The following is a 17,123-nucleotide window of genomic DNA, read 5'->3' as shown; positions in this document are numbered from 1 at the left end:
AGACGCAGTGTAGTTGTTTTGCCCCGCACAGGCGGATCACGCGTATCCTTGCCGCATGCACGCCGCGCTGCTTTGGCTAATATTCGCGCTGGTGCTGGCCGGTGCGGAGGCGCTCACAGGCCATATGTTTTTGGTGATGCTCGGCGGGGGCGCGCTGGCCGCGGCGCTCACGAGTTGGTTGCTGGATTCGCCGGTCTGGGTGGACGGCGCGGTGTTCCTGGTCGTGTCGGTGCTGCTGCTGGTGGTGGTGCGTCCGCCGCTGCGGCGCCGGCTGACGCCGAACGTGCCGCGGTTGGGAATCGAAGCGCTGGAGGGCAAAACCGCGCTGGTGCTCGAGCGCGTGGCCCGCGACAACGGTCAGGTGAAGCTCGACGGCCAGGTGTGGACCGCGCGTCCGCTCGACGAGAACGACGTCTACGAACCGGGCGAGCCGGTGACCGTGATGCAGATCGACGGCGCCACCGCGGTGGTCTTCAAGGCCGGCCTGTAGGGCTGCGAGAACGGCTGCGAAAGAAAGGAACTCCGATGCAAGGTGCGGTTACTGGTCTGGTGCTGCTGGCGGTGCTGGTGATTTTCGCCATCGTCGTGGTGGCCAAGTCGGTGGCCCTGATACCGCAGGCCGAGGCCGCGGTGATCGAACGGCTGGGCCGCTACAGCCGCACCGTCAGCGGGCAACTCACCCTGCTGGTGCCGTTCATCGACCGCATCCGGGCCCGGGTGGACCTGCGTGAGCGGGTGGTCTCGTTCCCGCCGCAGCCGGTGATCACCGAGGACAACCTGACCCTCAACATCGACACCGTCGTCTACTTCCAGGTCACGGTTCCCCAGGCGGCCGTCTACGAGATCAGCAACTACATCGTCGGCGTCGAGCAGCTCACCACCACCACGCTGCGCAACGTGGTCGGCGGCATGACGCTGGAGCAGACCCTGACATCGCGCGACCAGATCAACGGGCAGCTGCGCGGCGTGCTCGACGAGGCCACCAACCGCTGGGGCCTGCGGGTCGCGCGGGTCGAGTTGCGCAGCATCGACCCGCCGCCGTCGATCCAGGCGTCGATGGAAAAGCAGATGAAGGCCGACCGCGAGAAGCGGGCGATGATCCTGACCGCCGAAGGTATGCGCGAGGCGGCCATCAAGGAGGCCGAGGGCCAGAAGCAGGCGCAGATCCTGGCCGCCGAGGGCGCCAAGCAGGCGGCGATCCTGGGCGCCGAGGCCGACCGGCAGTCCCGGATGCTGCGCGCCCAGGGTGAGCGCGCCGCCGCCTACCTGCAGGCGCAGGGGCAGGCCAAGGCCATCGAGAAGACGTTCGCCGCGATCAAGGCGGGCCGGCCCACCCCTGAGATGCTCGCCTACCAGTACCTGCAGACGCTGCCGGAGATGGCCCGCGGCGACGCCAACAAGGTGTGGGTGGTGCCCAGCGACTTCAGCGCGGCGCTGCAGGGATTCACCAAACTCCTGGGCACCCCGGGCCAGGACGGGGTGTTCCGCTTCCAGCCCTCGCCGGTCGAGGACGCGCCCAAGCACAGCGCCGACGACGACGCCGACGTCGCGGACTGGTTCTCCACCGAAACCGACCCCGCGATCGCCCAGGCGGTGGCCAAGGCGGAGGCGATCGCCCGTCAGCCGGCGGAAGGCCCGGGCGAGCTGACTCAATAGGATTGCGGGATGAGTGCGTTGACTTCCCCCAAGACCTATGCGGCGCTTGGCGCCTTCCACGCCGTCGACGCGGTACTGTGCGGCGTCCAGGTGGCCCCGATCAAGAAGGTGCTGGATGACGTGGGCCTGCCGGAGAACGTTCGGCCCGTGTTGCCGGTGGTCAAGGCGGCCGCCGCGGTCGGCCTGCTGTCGGTCACCCGTTTCCCCGTCCTGGCGAGGGTGACGACGGCGATGCTGACGCTGTATTTCGTGGTGGCGGTCGGCGCGCACGTCCGGGTGCGCGACAAGGTCGTCAACGGCCTTCCGGCCGCGCTGTTTTTGGCCCTGTTCGCCGCGATGACGGTAAAGGGCCCGGACCGGGGTTAGTCCAGCTTCAACTCGACCAGCGGCAGCGGGGTATTCGTGTCGGTGATCGGCGCGCCGAGCGTGTCCTCGAGCACCGGGCGCATCCGCTCCCACGTTTTGGGGTGGCGGCTTCGATAGTCGGCCAGCGTGCGGTCGGCCTCGTGTTGGTCGAGGACGCGCGCGGCGGCGGGCCTGGGCGCGTGGCTGCCGGCGTAGACCCGTACTCGAGGGTTGGCCGCAATGTTGCGGAACCACTGGGCTTTTCGGCCAAATCCGGAGGCCACGACGTAGGTGTCGGGGGACGGGTGGTCGATGACCTCCAGCACCGCGTGGCGCGGCGCTCCGGATTTGCGGCCGATGTGTTCGAGCAACAGGATGCGCGAACCGAACAGCGCGCCCGCACGGGCCTTGTAGATCCAGATCGGTGCGCGCATCAGGTGGCGCGACCGCAGCAGCCGTGCGGCGAGTTTGGCGGGGAGCGGAGACGATTGATCTCGTGACACGCTCCCCATCCTGCACTCAGGGGCGCGGCGCGGGGGACGGTGGCGGCGGGGGCGGCGTCGGGAGACCCTCGTGCGGCGGTCCCGGCCAGGCGCCGTGCGGCGGTTCCAGCGGGCCCGGCGGGCCGGGCGGGCCGGGCGGGCCGGGCGGCGGCGCAAATCCGAACCCGCCCGGACCGGCCATCGGCGGCGGAGGGGGCCCGTGGAACAGCATCGGCGGCGGCCCGGGGGGCGGTGGCGGGCCGGGTGGCCCGACGCTGACGATCCAGGCGAAGGCGATGGCCGCGACGGTGCCGACCGCGCCCACCAGCGCTCCCGCCACCCCGGCGGCGATCACCACACCGGTGGGGTGACGGCGTCGCTCGGGCGGACGGTGGGCGGGCGGCGGATTGCTCGGCGGATTGGTGTCGATGTCGTCGTTCGTGGTCATGTCACGGACGGTAGGAGCCGGATCTGAAGTGGATCTGAAGAAACCCCAGTCCCATCCGCCACTGCCGTCACGAGCGGAAGGAAGCGGTGTTGTGCCCACCTCCGCGCGACAATGGCCGCGACGCCGCGCCAAGAGCGAGATTGTCGCTCGGAGGTGGGCACCAAACACATAGCCGACCTCCTGTGACCAACGAGGCCGCCGTGGCGGGAGAGGCCGGCGCCTTCAGGTTCGTTTCAGCACCGGCGCCGACAATGGTGGTCATGACGGATTGCGTCCGCCCGGCCGCCGGTCGCGGCGGCGGCTTCAGCGTCGGCACACCGCGGGTGCTGGTCGTCGAAGACTCAGAGACCATCCGGGAGATGGTCAGCGAGGCGCTCGCCGATGTCGGCTATCACACCGACGCCCGCTGCGACGGCGACGGGCTGGAAAAGGTGCTCGACGGCATGCGGCCCGATCTCGTGGTGCTCGACGTGATGCTGCCGGGCCGCGACGGCTTCGCGCTGATCGACGTGATCCGCGAATGGGGTGACATCGGGATCGTCATGATCACGGCTCGCGACGGGCTGCCGGACCGGTTGCGCGGCCTCGACGGCGGGGCCGACGACTACGTCATCAAGCCGTTCGAGTTGGCCGAGTTGGTGTCGCGGGTCGGCGCGGTGTTGCGCCGACGCGGGCGGCTGCCGCAGGTGGTTCAGGTCGGCGACGTGACGCTGGACCTCGGCGCGGGTGTCGCCGCGCGCGGCGGTCACCGGCTGGATCTGACCGCCACCGAGCTGCGCGTGCTGGCCTTTCTCGTGGAGCAGCGGGGCAGGATCGTCAGCGCCGGACAGATCCTGAACGGCGTGTGGGGCTATGACGCCTATGACCCCAACCTCGTGCAGGTGCACGTCAGCGGACTGCGGCGCAAGCTCGAGGCGCACGGACCCCGGATCCTGCACACCGTGCGCGGCATCGGCTATCGGCTGCAACCCGAGCGGCCATGACGGGCCCATCGACGACGCCGACTCCGTCGCTGCAACGGCGGGTGACCCTGGTGGTCTTGGCGCTGCTGGCCGTCCTGCTGATGGTGCTCGGGGTGACGATCGACGTCACGATGGGTGTGCTCACCCGACGCAATCTGCACGACCGGCTGCTCGCCGCGACGTCGCGCGCCGACGCGTTGAGCACCGCGCATACCTCACCGGATCTGATCGCGGCCGAACTGAACGGCGGCGGGATACGCGCGCTCGTCGTCAGCCCCGACGGCACCGCCTACGGAGACCGCGGCATAAGCCCCGACCTGACCGCCGGGCCGGTCGAGCCACCGCCGTTTTATCCGCCTCTGCCGCCCTTTCCGCCACCGCCGCCGCCGTATGCGCCGCCCTACCCGCCACCGCCCTACCCACTCCCGCCCCCGCCCGGCCCCCCGCCGGACGCCACCGCGACGGCCGTGGTGCACCCGCTGCCCGACGGCTCCCGGGTGATCCTGGTCGCTGACACCACGCAGACCACGCAGGTCACTCACCAACTGCGTGGGCTGCTGATCGCGGCGGCCCTGGTCACCTTGCTGGTCGCGGCGCTGCTGCTGATCGCGGTGAGCCGGGCGGCGCTACGGCCGCTGGATCGGCTCACCGCACTGGCCACCGCCATCACCACGGGCGACCGCGGCCGGCGCCTGCATCCCGAGCGCACCGACACCGAACTCGGCCGCGCCGCAAGCGCTTTCGACGGCATGCTGGACGCGTTGGAAACGTCCGAGCGCCGCGCCCGGCGCGCCGCCGACACCGCACAGCGCGCGGAGACGGCAACCCGGCGATTCCTCGTCGACGCCGCCCACGAGCTGCGCACCCCGATCGCCGGCATCCAGGTCGCCGCCGAGCAACTCGCACACGGCGCCTCCGAGCACTTCGACGACGGGCAGTACCGTCGCGCGGACCTGTTGCTCTCCGACGCGCGCCGGGCCGGGCGGCTCGTGTCCGACATGCTGGACCTGAGCCGCATCGACGCCGGGCTGGCGCTCGAGCGCGATGACGTCGACGTGGCCGCCGTGCTCGATGGCGAAGTCGACCGAGCCGCCATGCTGGCACCGCAGATCACGGTGCGCCGCACCGGATTACCGTCGCTGACGCTCCAGGCCGACGCGACCCGGCTGTCGCAGATCGTGTCCAACCTGCTCGACAACGCCCGCCGGTACACGCCGGCCGGCGGCGCCATCACCGTCGACCTTGGCGCCCACGACGACGTCGCGGAGGTCACCATCACCGACACCGGGCCGGGCATCCCGGACGACGAGCGGGATCGCGTGTTCGAGCGGCTGGTGCGCCTGGACGCCGGACGCGCCCGAGACCACGGGGGTGCCGGGCTCGGACTGGCGATCGCGCGGGCCCTGGCGCGCGCCCACGGCGGCGAACTCGTGTGCCTGCCCCACGAGGGCGGCGCTCAGTTCCGGCTCAGCCTGCCCAGGGCGTAACGGGCCGATGCGAGCGGTGGCCGTCGCCGAAATCCATTCGGCGCGACCACCGCTCGTTCAGCGCTAGGAGACCGCCTCGCTCACCACCCCGGCGGTGGCGGCTGATGCACCGGTCCACCCGGCCCCGGCGGCGGGGGTCCCAGCGGCCCGCCCGGTCCGGGTGGTGGTGCACCGAATGGCCCACCCGGCGGTGGCCCGCCCGGCCCCGGTGGCGGCGGGGGCGGCGGATCCGCACTCGCCACCGCGGCGCCGAGGCCGGCCACGGCGGCCCCGAGGGTCCCCGCGACCAACGAACCCGCGATGAGTTGCTTGAATTTCACTCGACCCATCCATCCTTCCCATCGGCGTTTCCTTACTTGGCGGCGCGAAACCGTCCGTGTCGCGCCGCTTATCGCGACGGTAGGAAGTCAGCCTGAAGTGGACCTGAAGAAGGAAGATCGGGCCTGGAGCCGCTCCACAAGCAGCCCGTCAGCGTGGGGACGACGGCGCGGTGATCGCGGTCAGGCGCCACTTGTCGAGCCACGGCCGCACCAACTCGGCGACGGAGAATTTGGCGCGGGCGGCGCACCCGGCTTTGGGCGTGTAAGGATCGCCGCCGCGGATGAGGATGCCGACGGCGCTGACGGTGCCGTCGCGTTCGTAGTGGTACACCGGCCCACCCGAATCGCCGCACTGGCCGCTCGCCAGGAACACGACCTTGCTGGCGGTGATCTCCACGATCTGCCCGCAGGCGTCCGCGCCCGAACCCATGCCGAACTTGCACAACTGTTGTCCGACTTGAAGATTGGTGGCGACGCCGGTGACCGGTAGCGACGCGGCGACCGCCGCGGACTGGGGAACGTTGTCACCGTCGAGTGTGATCAGGCCGATGTCGTGCTGTTCGTCGTGGACCCCCTCGCTGATCGTCTCGGTGAACGTGCCCAGGGTGGTGTAGGGAAGGACCCCGCCCAGGTTCATCGTCACCTTGCTCCGCTGACCGGGGCGATTGCAGTGACCGGCGGTGAGAATCCCGGCCCGGCCGGCGCTGGTATGTACCAAAAACCCTGCGGTGCAACCTATTCCACCGGACCCGTCGGCATACTCGACGTAAATGCCGGCACCCGGGCCGATGGCGCTGGCCGCGGGCAGATCGATCGGCGCCAGGGTCGGCGGCGCTAGGGGAGACTGCCGCGCCGGGGTCGCGGCCCTGGGGTACAGGCAGACGGCCGCCACCAGGGCGGCGGTGCTGCACACCGCCGCCAGGACGAGCAGTGTGGTGTGCAGTTTGGCGCGCTGCGGCACGTCGGCGAAACGGCTCTTCGGCGCGCGTCGCCGCTGGTCCCGGCTGGGCAAAAAGCCCAACACGGCCAGCACCGCCAACACCAGGGCACTGAGCGGCAGCGCGACGGTACGAGCCGGCGAATAAGGCGACCCCCAGCTGGCGAACTCCAGCGCGTACACGCCCCCATTAGATCGGTCTTTGCCGCCTCGCGCGGCGCTCTCGACAGAGTTGGTGGATCAGCTCACGGTGGCCGGCTCGGGGGAGGGTTCGTCGTCGACGCGACGGTGCGCCCGGCGGTGGTGCCGACGGAAGTGGCGGACCTCGATGATCAAGCCCGCCAGGCCCAGCGCGCTGGTGATCGCCGACACCAGGTACAGCAGCGAGCTCGGGTGACCGGCCAGCGCGTCGCCGAGGACGACGACGGCGGTGGTGCCGGGCAGCAGGCCGGCCAGCGTCGCCAGCCCGTACGGCAGCGCCCGCACGCTCGACGCGCCGGCGGCGTAGTTCAGCGCCGAGAACGGCACCGCTGGAATCAATCGCAGCGACACGATCGCCAGCCAGCCCCGCCGCCGCAGCCGTTCTTCCACCGTGTCGATCGATCGGTGGCGCACCAGGCGGTTCAATCGCCACCCGGCCGCGCGGACCAGCAGCAGGGCGATCATCGCGCTCGCCGTGCTGGCGACCACCGCGATGGCCACACCCAGCAGCGGGCCGAAGAGGAGCCCGGCCGCCAGCGTGAACGCGGTCCGCGGGATGGGCACCACCGTCACGACGATGTGGGCGACGAAGAACGCCAGCGGGAACCACGGTCCGAGGGACTGCGCCCAGTCACGCATCTGCACCGGCGAGGGCAGCGGAAGCCACGACGCCAGCACCAGCAGCGCTGTGATGCCCACCACTGTCCAGACGATCCGCGACCGGGACACACTGCGCGCGGCCGCGCCGGTCGCGTAGCCGAGATCGCGAAGCGTCGCGGTGATTTTGCTGGTGGCGGAACCCGTCACGGCATCCAAGGTTACGGGGCGCAGATGAATTGGGCGTTGCCCGCGGCTGGCGTTTCGTCCCGAGTCTGCTCGGCTGACGGCACCTGGCGGTTTTTAGCGGAGAGCTCCCATCAATTAGCCTCAGTAGCTAAGTGGTTATCCCCAAAGCTGTAGCCCAAATGCTGGGAAAAGGGAGCAATCGGTGTCCATTGATGTACCCGAGCTCGCCGGCCTAGAACAGGTTCGCGGGCGTTGGCGCAGTGCGGTCGCCGGAGTGCTGGCCAAGAGCACCCGGAAGGACCCCGAGCAGTTGGGGGACGCGCCGGAGCGGCTGCTGGAGACCCCGACGTACGACGGGATCGCGATTCGCGCGCTCTACACCGCGCTCGACGAGCTGCCCGAACCGCCGCTGCCGGGCGAGTGGCCCTACGTGCGGGGCGGCGACGCGCTGCGCGACGTCAAGACCGGCTGGCGGGTCGCCGAGGCGTTCCCGGCCACCCCGGTGCCCGGCGTCGCGGCAGCCGACGTCAACTCCGCGATCCTCGACGCGCTCGGCAACGGGGCCAGCGCCCTGGTGCTGCGGATCGGGGAGTCCGGCGTCGCGCCCGGCCAGCTGTCCGACACGCTGCAGGGCGTCTACCTGAGCATGGCGCCGCTGATCCTCGAAGCCGGCGCCGACTACGCGGCGGCCAGCGACGTGGCCTTGGCGCTGGCCGAAGAGGTGGAACCCGACCAGCGCGCCACCGTGTCGATCGACCTCGGCGGCGACCCGCTGACCGCGGCGCTCAGTGAGCGTGCCGCCCCGAAGATCGAGGACGTGGTCGCCGTCGCCAAGCGGGCCGCCGAGCACACCGGCGTGCGGGCGATCACCGTCGACGGACCCGCGTTCCACAATCTCGGCGCCAACGCGACATGGGAGCTGGCCGCCGGTGTCGGGGCCGCGGTGAGCTACCTACGGATCCTCACCGAGGCGGGGATGCCGATCGGCCAGGCGTTGCGGCAGATCAGCTTCCGGTTCGCCGCCGACGACGACCAGTTCATGACGATCGCCAAGTTCCGCGCGGCGCGCAACTTGTGGGCGCGGGTCGCCGAGGTCGTCGGCGAGCCGGATGCCGGTGCGGCCGTCATCCACGCCGAGACTTCGCTGCCGATGATGACCCAGCGCGACCCCTGGGTGAACATGCTGCGCTGCACGCTGGCCGCCTTCGGCGCCGGCGTCGGTGGCGCGGACTCGCTGCTGGTGTTCCCGTTCGACGTGGCGATCGACGGCGGATTCCCGGACACCGCAACCAGTTTCGCGCGCCGCATCGCGCGCAACACCCAGCTGCTGCTGCTCGAGGAGTCGCACGTGGGCCGCGTGCTGGACCCGGCCGGCGGGTCGTGGTTCGTCGAGGACCTCACCGCCCGGCTGGCCGAGCAGGCCTGGCAGCATTTCCAGGGGATCGAGGCGAACGGCGGATTCACCGAGGCCGTCGACTTCATCGCCGGCCAGATCGGCGAGATCGCCGCCCGCCGCAGCGACGACATCGCGCACCGCCGCACGGCGATCACGGGTGTCAACGAGTTCCCGAACCTCACCGAACCGCCGCTGCCGCACAGCGACTCGTCGTATTCGCCGCTCGCCGCCGGCAAGCTGGTGCGATACGCCGCGGAGTTCGAAGCGCTGCGCGACCGCTCCGACGCCTTCGTGGCCCGCACCGGCGCGCGCCCCCAGGCGCTGTTGCTGCCGCTGGGCCCGTTGGCCGAGAACAACATTCGGGCAACCTTCGCGTCGAACCTGTTGGCCGCCGGGGGCATCGAGGCGGTCAACCCCGGAACCGTCGACGCCGCCGGCGTCGCGGCGGCGGTGGCCGACGCGGGGACGCCGACGGTGGCGGTCATCTGCGGCACCGACAAGCGCTACCAGGACGAGGCGTCCGGTGTCGTGCAGGCGGCGCGCGCCGCCGGCATCGACCGGGTGTATCTGGCCGGGCCCGAAAAGGCCGTGGCCGACGCCGAGCACCAACCGGACCAATTCCTGACCGCGAAGATCAATGCGGTCGAAGCACTGTCGGATCTGCTCACGAGGCTGGGGGCGTAGCCAGTTATGACGACCACTGCACCTGCTGTCGGCAGCTTCGCCGATGTGCCGCTGCACAGCGAACGGACCATAAAACCGGCGACCGCAGCCGCCGTCGAAGAACACGTCGCCGCGGCCGCGGCCGCGCACTGGTACACGCCCGACCAACTGCAATGGCACACACCGGAAGACATCGACGTCAAACCGGTCTACATCGCCGCCGACCGCGCCGCGGTCGAGGCCGACGGCTATCCGCTGCACAGCTTCCCCGGCGAACCGCCGTTCGTGCGCGGGCCGTACCCGACGATGTATGTCAACCAGCCGTGGACGATTCGGCAGTACGCCGGGTTCTCCACCGCCGCCGAATCCAACGCCTTCTACCGACGCAACCTGGCGGCCGGACAGAAGGGCCTGTCGGTCGCGTTCGACCTGGCCACCCACCGCGGCTACGACTCCGACCACCCGCGCGTGCAGGGTGACGTCGGAATGGCCGGTGTGGCAATCGATTCCATCCTCGACATGCGGCAGCTGTTCGACGGCATCGACCTGTCGACGGTGTCGGTGTCGATGACCATGAACGGCGCGGTGCTGCCGATCCTGGCGCTGTACGTGGTGGCCGCCGAGGAGCAGGGTGTCCCGCCGGAGAAGCTGGCCGGCACCATCCAGAACGACATCCTCAAAGAGTTCATGGTGCGCAACACCTACATCTATCCGCCCAAGCCGTCGATGCGCATCATCTCCGACATCTTCGCCTACACCAGCGCCAAGATGCCGAAGTTCAACTCCATCTCGATCTCCGGGTACCACATCCAGGAGGCCGGTGCCACAGCGGATTTGGAGCTGGCCTACACCCTGGCCGACGGGGTGGACTACATCAAGGCCGGCCTGGACGCCGAGCTGGACATCGACAAGTTCGCGCCGCGGTTGTCCTTCTTCTGGGGCATCGGGATGAACTTCTTCATGGAGGTCGCCAAGCTGCGGGCGGGCCGGCTGTTGTGGAGCGAGCTGGTCTCCCAGTTCGACCCGAAGAGCGCCAAATCGCTGTCGCTGCGCACACATTCGCAGACCTCGGGCTGGTCGCTGACCGCGCAGGACGCCTTCAACAACGTCGCCCGCACCTGCATCGAGGCGATGGCCGCCACCCAGGGGCACACCCAGTCGCTGCACACCAACGCGCTGGACGAGGCGCTGGCGTTGCCCACCGACTTCTCCGCCCGCATCGCCCGCAACACCCAGCTGGTGCTGCAGCAGGAGTCGGGCACCACGCGGCCCATCGACCCGTGGGCGGGCTCGTATTACGTGGAATGGCTGACCCATCAGCTCGCGCAGAAGGCCCGCGCCCACATCGCCGAGGTCGCCGAGCACGGCGGCATGGCCCAGGCCATCAGCGACGGGATCCCCAAGCTGCGCATCGAGGAGGCGGCCGCGCGCACGCAGGCCCGCATCGACTCCGGGATCCAGCCGGTGATCGGGATCAACAAGTACCAGGTCGAGGAGGACCAGGAGGTCGAGGTCCTCAAGGTCGAGAACAGCCGGGTGCGCGCCGAGCAGCTGGCCAAGCTCAAGGAGCTGCGGGAAAGCCGCGACCAGCAGGCCGTCGACGCCGCGCTCGCCGAGTTGTCACGCGCCGCGGCCGCGCACGGTCGTGCGGGTGAGGACGGGCTGGGCAACAACCTGTTGGCGCTGGCCATCGACGCGGCCCGCGCCAAGGCCACCGTCGGCGAGATCTCCGACGCGCTGGAGAAGGTCTATGGCCGTCACCAGGCGGAGATCCGTACCATCGCCGGCGTCTACCGCGACGAAGCTGGAAAGGCCGGAAACATGGCCAGCGCAACCGAACTGGTCGAGAAGTTCGCCGAGGCCGACGGCCGCCGCCCCAGGATCCTGGTGGCCAAGATGGGGCAGGACGGCCACGACCGGGGCCAGAAGGTGATCGCGACGGCGTTCGCCGACATCGGCTTCGACGTCGACGTCGGATCGCTGTTCTCCACGCCCGAGGAGGTGGCCCGCCAGGCCGCCGACAACGACGTGCACGTGGTAGGGGTGTCCTCGCTGGCCGCCGGTCACCTGACGCTGGTGCCGGCGCTGCGCGACGCGCTCAAAGAGGTGGGGCGCCCCGACATCATGGTGGTGGTGGGCGGCGTCATCCCGCCCGGCGATTTCGACGAGCTGTACGAGGCCGGGGCCGCCGCCATCTTCCCGCCCGGCACGGTGATCGCCGACGCCGCAATCGGCTTGCTGCACAAGCTCGCCGAGCGGCTGGGTTACGACCTCTAATGATGCGCGCGAGACGGCAACTACCGACAGGGTTACTCGGGAAATGCGTCGCCAGTTGCGGTCTCGCGGTGTGGAAATGAACCCAAAGCAGCTCGCCGAGGCGGTCCGCAACGGTGACCGCGCTGCCCTGCCGCGCGCCATCACCTTGCTGGAGTCCACCCGCAAAGACCATCAGGAGAAGGCGCAGCGGCTGCTGCTGGAGCTGACGCCCGACGCGGGCAACGCGCACCGGGTGGGCATCACCGGGATCCCCGGGGTGGGCAAGTCCACCACCATCGAGGCCCTCGGCATGCACCTGATCGAGCTGGGCCATCGCGTGGCGGTGTTGGCCGTCGACCCGTCGTCGACGCGCACCGGCGGCTCGATCCTCGGGGACAAGACCCGGATGGCGCGCCTGGCCGTGCACCCGGATGCATACATTCGGCCGTCGCCCACGTCGGGGACCCTGGGCGGGGTGGCCAAGGCCACTCGCGAAACGTCGGTGCTGTTGGAGGCCGCCGGTTTCGACGTGATCCTGATCGAGACCGTCGGCGTCGGGCAGTCCGAGGTGACCGTGGCCAACATGGTCGACACCTTCGTGTTGTTGACCCTGGCGCGCGGCGGCGACCAGCTGCAGGGCATCAAGAAGGGCGTGCTGGAGCTGGCCGACATCGTCGTGGTGAACAAGGCCGACGGGAACCACCTTCCGGAGGCGCGGACCGCCGCGCGCGAGCTGTCCGGGGCGATCAGGTTGATCTATCCGCGCGAAACCCTTTGGCGGCCACCCGTTCTCACGATGAGCGCCGCCGAAGGAACGGGCCTCGACGAATTGTGGGACACCGTCGAACGTCACCGTCAGGTGCTCAGCGAGGCGGGGGAGTTCGAGGCGCGCCGCCGCGGCCAGCTGGTCGACTGGACCTGGCAGATGGTGCGCGACACCGTGCTGGACCGGCTGGCGTCCAACCCGGCGGTGCGCAAGATCCGGGCCGACGTCGAGCGAAAGGTCAAGGCGGGGGAGCTAACCCCGGCCCTGGCGGCCCAGCAAATATTGACGGCCGCGTCGGGTTAACGGTTCGGTCAATAATCGGGGGTTTCGCTCCTGCCGGTTGTGTAATCCAAGTAAATTCAAAGTGTGACGGTGGATAACCGAGTCAATCGCCGCGCGGTCCGTGTCCACGATGACCTTGACGCAGGTCACCGTGTGTCCGGCGCGGCGGACTCACACTTCGGGTGCGTCGTTCGTAGCTTTTCCAGCATGTTTCCCGCCCGCCGGTTCGGTGGCGGGGCGTTGGCCGTCTATGTCGACGGCCAGCCCGTCGTGGACGTCTGGACGGGTTTTGCCGACCGTGGCGGCCAGCGGCCGTGGTCGGAGAACACCGCCCCGATGGTGTTCTCCGCGACCAAGGGGATGGCCGCGACCGTCATCCACCGGCTCGCGGACCGGGGGCTGATCGACTACGACGCGCCGGTTGCCGAGTACTGGCCCGAGTTCGCCGCCAACGGTAAGGCCGACATGACGGTGCGGCAGGTGATGCGGCACCAGGCCGGCCTCTCGGGGCTGCGCGGCGCCTCCAAGGACGACCTCCTCGATCACATTGCGATGGAGGAGCGACTGGCCGCGGCGGCTCCCGGGCGGCTGCTCGGCAAATCTGCCTACCACGCGCTGACCTTCGGCTGGCTAATGTCGGGTCTGGGCCGGGCGGTGACCGGCAAAGGTATGCGCACGCTGATTCGCGAGGAGCTCGCCGGACCGCTGGGCGTCGACGGCCTGTACCTGGGCCGGCCGCCGGCCGGGTGCCCGACGCGGGTCGCCGAGATCGTCGCGCCGCAGAACCTGCTGGGCAGTTCGGTCGTCAACTACGTCTCCCGCAAGGTCGCCAACGAACTCTCCGGCGGGTTCCGGGCGATTTATTTCCCGGGCATGGTCGCCGCGGTCCAGGGCGACACCCCGCTGCTCGACGCCGAGATCCCGGCGGCCAACGGGGTGGCCACCGCGCGCGGCCTGGCGCGGATGTACGGCGCCATCGCCAACGGCGGCGAGGTCGACCGCATCCGATTCCTCTCCCGCGACCTGACGGCAAGCCTGACGGGTGAGCGCAGCCTGCGGCCGGACCGAAACATCTACGTGCCGTTGGCTTTCCACCTGGGTTATCACAGCCTGCCGATCGGCGGTGTAATGCCCGGTTTCGGTCACGTCGGGATGGGCGGCTCGGTCGGATGGGCCGACCCCGCCTCGGGGGTGGCGTTCTCGCTGGTGCACAATCGACTGCTGACGCCCCTGGTGATGAGCGATCACGCGGCGTTCGTCGGGATCTACGCGCTGATCCGCAGGGCCGCGGAGAAGGCACGCAAGAGCGGATTCCGATCGGTCACCGAGTTCGGGGCGCCGTACTGCGAGCCGGGAGCCGTCGCCGGCTGACGCGGAAGGCGCCCGCGCAGGCGGTGTCAGGTCCGCGTGCACGGAGCGCCATAACTGGGCGCGTAAATTGACAGGAGCGCTTAACATCGGTCGCCCGATGCGAATGACGGCGTTCGACTAGCTTCGGCTTAGTTGTCAGGGCGATGTAATCTGTGCGGATGCTCGTCAGTTCGTCCTTGCGCATTCCCGCGGTGTCGCCCGAAGACGTCGGCCGGTAATCCAGGCTTTGCGGATGTGTTGATGACTGGACTGCGATATTTGTACCTGGGCGTCGGGCGGCGGGGATTGTTCAGATGAGCGCAAATCCAACAGTTTCCGGCGCCAGTTGCGGGCCCAAGCGGCGATGGTCGACAAGTCCGACGCTCGCCCAGGCATTCGACACCCGAAGTAACGCACTGAACGCGTGGCGACTGGTGCTGGCGTCCGGTGTCATCCTGCAGCACTCTTGGCCGCTCACCGGCCGCAAGATCTACCCGCCGATCGAGCAGCTGCTCACCCAGGTGTGGGTCGACGGATTCTTCGCCATCTCGGGATTCCTCATCACGGCGAGCTGGGTGCGCAACCCGCGGCTGCGCGAGTACTTCGTCGCGCGGATTCTTCGCATCTTTCCGGGACTGTGGGTCTGCCTGGCCGTGGTGGCTTTTGTCATCGCCCCGATCGCCGTGGCGATCCAAGGGGGTTCGCCCGCCAAGCTGCTGCTGTCTCCGTCACCGGCCTTGTACGTGCTGAACAACGCCGTATTGAACATATATTACGAGAGCATCGATGGGACGCCGAGAAGTGTCCCGTATCCGGGAGTGTGGGACGGGGTCCTTTGGACCCTCATATTTGAGTTGTTTTGCTATGTGGCCGTCGCCATTGCCGGCGTGATTGGACTCTACAATCGGCGATGGCCCGCACCAGCGGTATTCGCCTTTTTTCTGGTCGCTACCGCGCTGGTTTCTTACCCGATCGGGACGCTGCCCACTTTCCCCCAGATGATCGTGCGTTTCGCCATTGTGTTCGCGGCAGGAGCACTTCTGCACGAGTTCCGGGACAAGATCCCCGCCCGATGGTCACTCGTCGCGGTGGGCGCGGTCATCGTGGTGGTGGCCGGTTTGGTCGTTCCCAATTACCGGATAATCGCGGCCATTCCGCTGGCCTATGCTGTCGTCGTTTCCGGAGCGCTGATCCACCAGCAGCGCTTGAGATTGCGGACGGACCTTTCCTACGGCGTGTACATCTACGCGTGGCCCGTGCAGCAGCTGTTGGTGATCTGCGGGCTCGGCTTTTTGCATCCGGTCGCGTTCACCGTTCTCGCCGGCGTCGCGACCCTGCCGCTGGCCGCACTGAGCTGGTTTCTGGTGGAAAAGCGTGCCCTTGCGCTCAAATCCCGCTTCAAGCGCAAAGCACGTGTAAAGGACGGTGTGACCGCTGAGTCGCCACCGCCCGCGCACACCGCCGTCGCGGGCGACTAAACCTGCTCGGATTTCACACTGCATAACCTCGATCTCACCTTTACCTAGAGATATTAAAAGGCGTGGGGTCGAAGGACTTCACCTGCTAATACACGTTGCTGAAGAGGTCTCTTGAGGGTGCGGCGGCGTTGCCGGGGACGCGTTATTGGACTTTGCCCCAGAAATTGCAAACTCATGCATAATGACCCGTGATCCCGGGGGCCGCATGACGCGCAATTGAGAGGTGTTGGTCCGCGATGACAGCTGCTACCCGGACGAGTCAAGCCGCCAACCTCCCCGAGGCTTCCGCCCATCCCGGAACCGCTGTTCGTCCGGTTGCGCTGTTCGTGCTGGGAATGGCGAGGTCCGGGACCTCGGCGCTGACCCGGGTTTTGTCGCTGTGCGGCAGCACGCTCCCGGCCGGAATGTGCGGCGCCGACGGAAACAACCCGCGCGGTTATTGGGAGCCGCGCGCGGCGATCATGCTCAACGAAACGATCCTGCGGCGCCACGACAGCAACTGGTACGACCCGACGCTGCGCCTACAGGAGGAGTGCGCGTTCGGCGCCGAGGAGAAGGCGTCCTGTATCGCGGAGATCGCGGCGTATCTGGGCACACTGCCTGCAGCGCCGCTGGTGGTCATCAAGGAGCCGAGGATCACGGCGCTGACCAGCCTGTGGTTCGAGGCGGCGCGCCAGGTCGGCTTCGACGTCGCCGCCGTGATCGCGGTGCGCCACCCGCAAGAGGTTGTCGCCTCGGCGGCGAAGTACGTGAACACCTCGCCGGAGCTCTCGAGCGCATTGTGGCTCAAGTACAACCTGCTCGCCGAGCGGCACACCCGCGGGATCCCGCGCGTGTTCGTCGACTACGGCAATCTCCTCGACGACTGGCATCGAGAGATCAAGCGCATCGCCGCCACGCTGGAAATCGATCTGGACACCGCCGATGAAAGCGCCATCGAGGAGTTTCTCACCCCCGAACTTCGTCGCCAGCGATACGGCGGCCCGGTGGCGGACCATTTCGGCGCGGACTGGATCTCCGCCGTCTACGAGGCGCTGCGCAGAGCCGCGCAGGACTACCCCCTGCACGTAGCGACCCTGGATCGGGTTTTCGAGTCGTATCAGGCTGGTGAGCGAGATTTCCGGATGGCCTTCACGGATTTCCACGCCCGCACCAACAGCATGCTCCGTCGGGTGTTCCGGCCGTTTATCGTCAAGAGGATCCTCGAGGTCGCCGCGATGGTGCACCGGCGCAGGGGAGCCTGGGCCTAGTCCTCAGCGCGACGCCCAAAGGTTAAGTAAGCAAAACAGTTTCGTAAAAACGACACCT

Annotated in this window: 16 protein-coding genes; 11 read left to right on the top strand and 5 right to left on the bottom strand. The window is 68.8% G+C overall.

Going from position 1 to position 17,123, the window contains the following annotated elements:
• The first annotated feature begins 55 nt into the window (after positions 1-55).
• From K883_RS23665 to K883_RS23655, 3 genes are read left to right on the top strand one after another with little or no spacing between them, the layout of a single operon-like run.
• The gene (locus K883_RS23665) at positions 56-490 is read left to right on the top strand and encodes an NfeD family protein (RefSeq protein ID WP_008257952.1); all 435 of its coding nucleotides are present in this window, start codon (positions 56-58) and stop codon (positions 488-490) included.
• 35 nt (positions 491-525) lie between these two features.
• Positions 526-1,656: an SPFH domain-containing protein gene (locus tag K883_RS23660; RefSeq protein ID WP_014711971.1), complete on the top strand. Its 1,131-nt coding sequence runs from the start codon at positions 526-528 to the stop codon at positions 1,654-1,656.
• 9 nt (positions 1,657-1,665) lie between these two features.
• Entirely contained in the window at positions 1,666-2,022 is a 357-nt protein-coding gene (locus K883_RS23655) for a DoxX family protein (protein WP_008257948.1), read from the top strand.
• Here the strand turns inward: K883_RS23655 and K883_RS23650 are convergent.
• Entirely contained in the window at positions 2,019-2,513 is a 495-nt protein-coding gene (locus K883_RS23650) for a nitroreductase family deazaflavin-dependent oxidoreductase (protein ID WP_036456021.1), read from the bottom strand. The two genes, K883_RS23655 and K883_RS23650, sit on opposite strands and share 4 nt — an antisense overlap.
• A 7-nt stretch (positions 2,514-2,520) precedes the next feature.
• Positions 2,521-2,931: a hypothetical protein gene (locus K883_RS23645; RefSeq protein WP_036456019.1), complete on the bottom strand. Its 411-nt coding sequence runs from the start codon at positions 2,929-2,931 to the stop codon at positions 2,521-2,523.
• 251 nt (positions 2,932-3,182) lie between these two features.
• Here K883_RS23645 and K883_RS23640 point away from each other — a divergent pair, with 251 nt between their 5' ends.
• The gene (locus K883_RS23640; RefSeq protein ID WP_036456178.1) at positions 3,183-3,914 is read left to right on the top strand and encodes a response regulator transcription factor; all 732 of its coding nucleotides are present in this window, start codon (positions 3,183-3,185) and stop codon (positions 3,912-3,914) included.
• Positions 3,911-5,380 (top strand): sensor histidine kinase, encoded by a 1,470-nt coding sequence (locus tag K883_RS23635; protein WP_036456017.1) that lies wholly within the window; start codon positions 3,911-3,913, stop codon positions 5,378-5,380. Before K883_RS23640 ends, K883_RS23635 begins: the two co-directional genes overlap by 4 nt.
• Before the next feature lie 80 nt (positions 5,381-5,460).
• On the opposite strand, the gene K883_RS27700 is transcribed toward K883_RS23635, so the two are convergent.
• From K883_RS27700 to K883_RS23625, 3 genes are all read right to left on the bottom strand, one after another.
• Positions 5,461-5,709 (bottom strand): hypothetical protein, encoded by a 249-nt coding sequence (locus K883_RS27700; protein WP_156035658.1) that lies wholly within the window; start codon positions 5,707-5,709, stop codon positions 5,461-5,463.
• A gap of 139 nt (positions 5,710-5,848) precedes the next feature.
• Positions 5,849-6,820, bottom strand: coding sequence for a S1 family peptidase (locus K883_RS23630; RefSeq protein ID WP_036456015.1), 972 nt, complete (start codon positions 6,818-6,820; stop codon positions 5,849-5,851).
• Between the two features lie 57 nt (positions 6,821-6,877).
• Positions 6,878-7,645: a TVP38/TMEM64 family protein gene (locus tag K883_RS23625; protein WP_036456014.1), complete on the bottom strand. Its 768-nt coding sequence runs from the start codon at positions 7,643-7,645 to the stop codon at positions 6,878-6,880.
• A 181-nt stretch (positions 7,646-7,826) separates the two neighbouring features.
• Between K883_RS23625 and mutA the strand changes: the two genes are divergently transcribed.
• The 6 genes from mutA (at position 7,827) to K883_RS23595 (ending at position 17,065) form a co-directional block, all read left to right on the top strand.
• Positions 7,827-9,704: a methylmalonyl-CoA mutase small subunit gene (mutA, locus tag K883_RS23620; protein ID WP_036456012.1), complete on the top strand. Its 1,878-nt coding sequence runs from the start codon at positions 7,827-7,829 to the stop codon at positions 9,702-9,704.
• A 6-nt stretch (positions 9,705-9,710) separates the two neighbouring features.
• The gene (gene scpA / locus K883_RS23615) at positions 9,711-11,960 is read left to right on the top strand and encodes a methylmalonyl-CoA mutase (RefSeq protein ID WP_036456011.1); all 2,250 of its coding nucleotides are present in this window, start codon (positions 9,711-9,713) and stop codon (positions 11,958-11,960) included.
• 76 nt (positions 11,961-12,036) lie between these two features.
• Positions 12,037-13,008 (top strand): methylmalonyl Co-A mutase-associated GTPase MeaB, encoded by a 972-nt coding sequence (meaB, locus tag K883_RS23610; protein WP_036456008.1) that lies wholly within the window; start codon positions 12,037-12,039, stop codon positions 13,006-13,008.
• A gap of 63 nt (positions 13,009-13,071) precedes the next feature.
• Positions 13,072-14,358, top strand: a complete 1,287-nt coding sequence (locus K883_RS23605) for an esterase/beta-lactamase LipL (protein WP_036456007.1) — start codon at positions 13,072-13,074, stop codon at positions 14,356-14,358.
• 293 nt (positions 14,359-14,651) lie between these two features.
• Positions 14,652-15,815, top strand: coding sequence for an acyltransferase family protein (locus K883_RS23600; protein WP_051701183.1), 1,164 nt, complete (start codon positions 14,652-14,654; stop codon positions 15,813-15,815).
• 335 nt (positions 15,816-16,150) lie between these two features.
• On the top strand, positions 16,151-17,065 hold the full coding sequence (locus K883_RS23595; RefSeq protein ID WP_036456006.1) for a sulfotransferase family protein: 915 nt from the start codon (positions 16,151-16,153) through the stop codon (positions 17,063-17,065).
• Positions 17,066-17,123 lie beyond the last annotated feature (58 nt).

Origin of the sequence: Mycobacterium sp. TKK-01-0059 (assembly GCF_000709305.1) — a bacterium.
Lineage (GTDB): Bacteria > Actinomycetota > Actinomycetes > Mycobacteriales > Mycobacteriaceae > Mycobacterium > Mycobacterium intracellulare.
Note: the sequence above shows the minus strand (reverse complement) of the source record. Positions and strands in the feature narration are given on the sequence as shown.

What these genes read in the sequence shown, in the direction of transcription:
- K883_RS23665 (WP_008257952.1), top strand. Translation starts at nt 56, where the DNA reads ATGCACGCCGCGCTGCTTTGGCTAATATTCGCGCTGGTGCTGGCCGGT.
- K883_RS23660 (WP_014711971.1), top strand. Translation starts at nt 526, where the DNA reads ATGCAAGGTGCGGTTACTGGTCTGGTGCTGCTGGCGGTGCTGGTGATT.
- K883_RS23655 (WP_008257948.1), top strand. Translation starts at nt 1,666, where the DNA reads ATGAGTGCGTTGACTTCCCCCAAGACCTATGCGGCGCTTGGCGCCTTC.
- K883_RS23650 (WP_036456021.1), bottom strand. Translation starts at nt 2,513, where the DNA reads ATGGGGAGCGTGTCACGAGATCAATCGTCTCCGCTCCCCGCCAAACTC.
- K883_RS23645 (WP_036456019.1), bottom strand. Translation starts at nt 2,931, where the DNA reads ATGACCACGAACGACGACATCGACACCAATCCGCCGAGCAATCCGCCG.
- K883_RS23640 (WP_036456178.1), top strand. Translation starts at nt 3,183, where the DNA reads ATGGTGGTCATGACGGATTGCGTCCGCCCGGCCGCCGGTCGCGGCGGC.
- K883_RS23635 (WP_036456017.1), top strand. Translation starts at nt 3,911, where the DNA reads ATGACGGGCCCATCGACGACGCCGACTCCGTCGCTGCAACGGCGGGTG.
- K883_RS27700 (WP_156035658.1), bottom strand. Translation starts at nt 5,709, where the DNA reads ATGGGTCGAGTGAAATTCAAGCAACTCATCGCGGGTTCGTTGGTCGCG.
- scpA (WP_036456011.1), top strand. Translation starts at nt 9,711, where the DNA reads ATGACGACCACTGCACCTGCTGTCGGCAGCTTCGCCGATGTGCCGCTG.
- meaB (WP_036456008.1), top strand. Translation starts at nt 12,037, where the DNA reads ATGAACCCAAAGCAGCTCGCCGAGGCGGTCCGCAACGGTGACCGCGCT.
- K883_RS23600 (WP_051701183.1), top strand. Translation starts at nt 14,652, where the DNA reads ATGAGCGCAAATCCAACAGTTTCCGGCGCCAGTTGCGGGCCCAAGCGG.
- K883_RS23595 (WP_036456006.1), top strand. Translation starts at nt 16,151, where the DNA reads ATGGCGAGGTCCGGGACCTCGGCGCTGACCCGGGTTTTGTCGCTGTGC.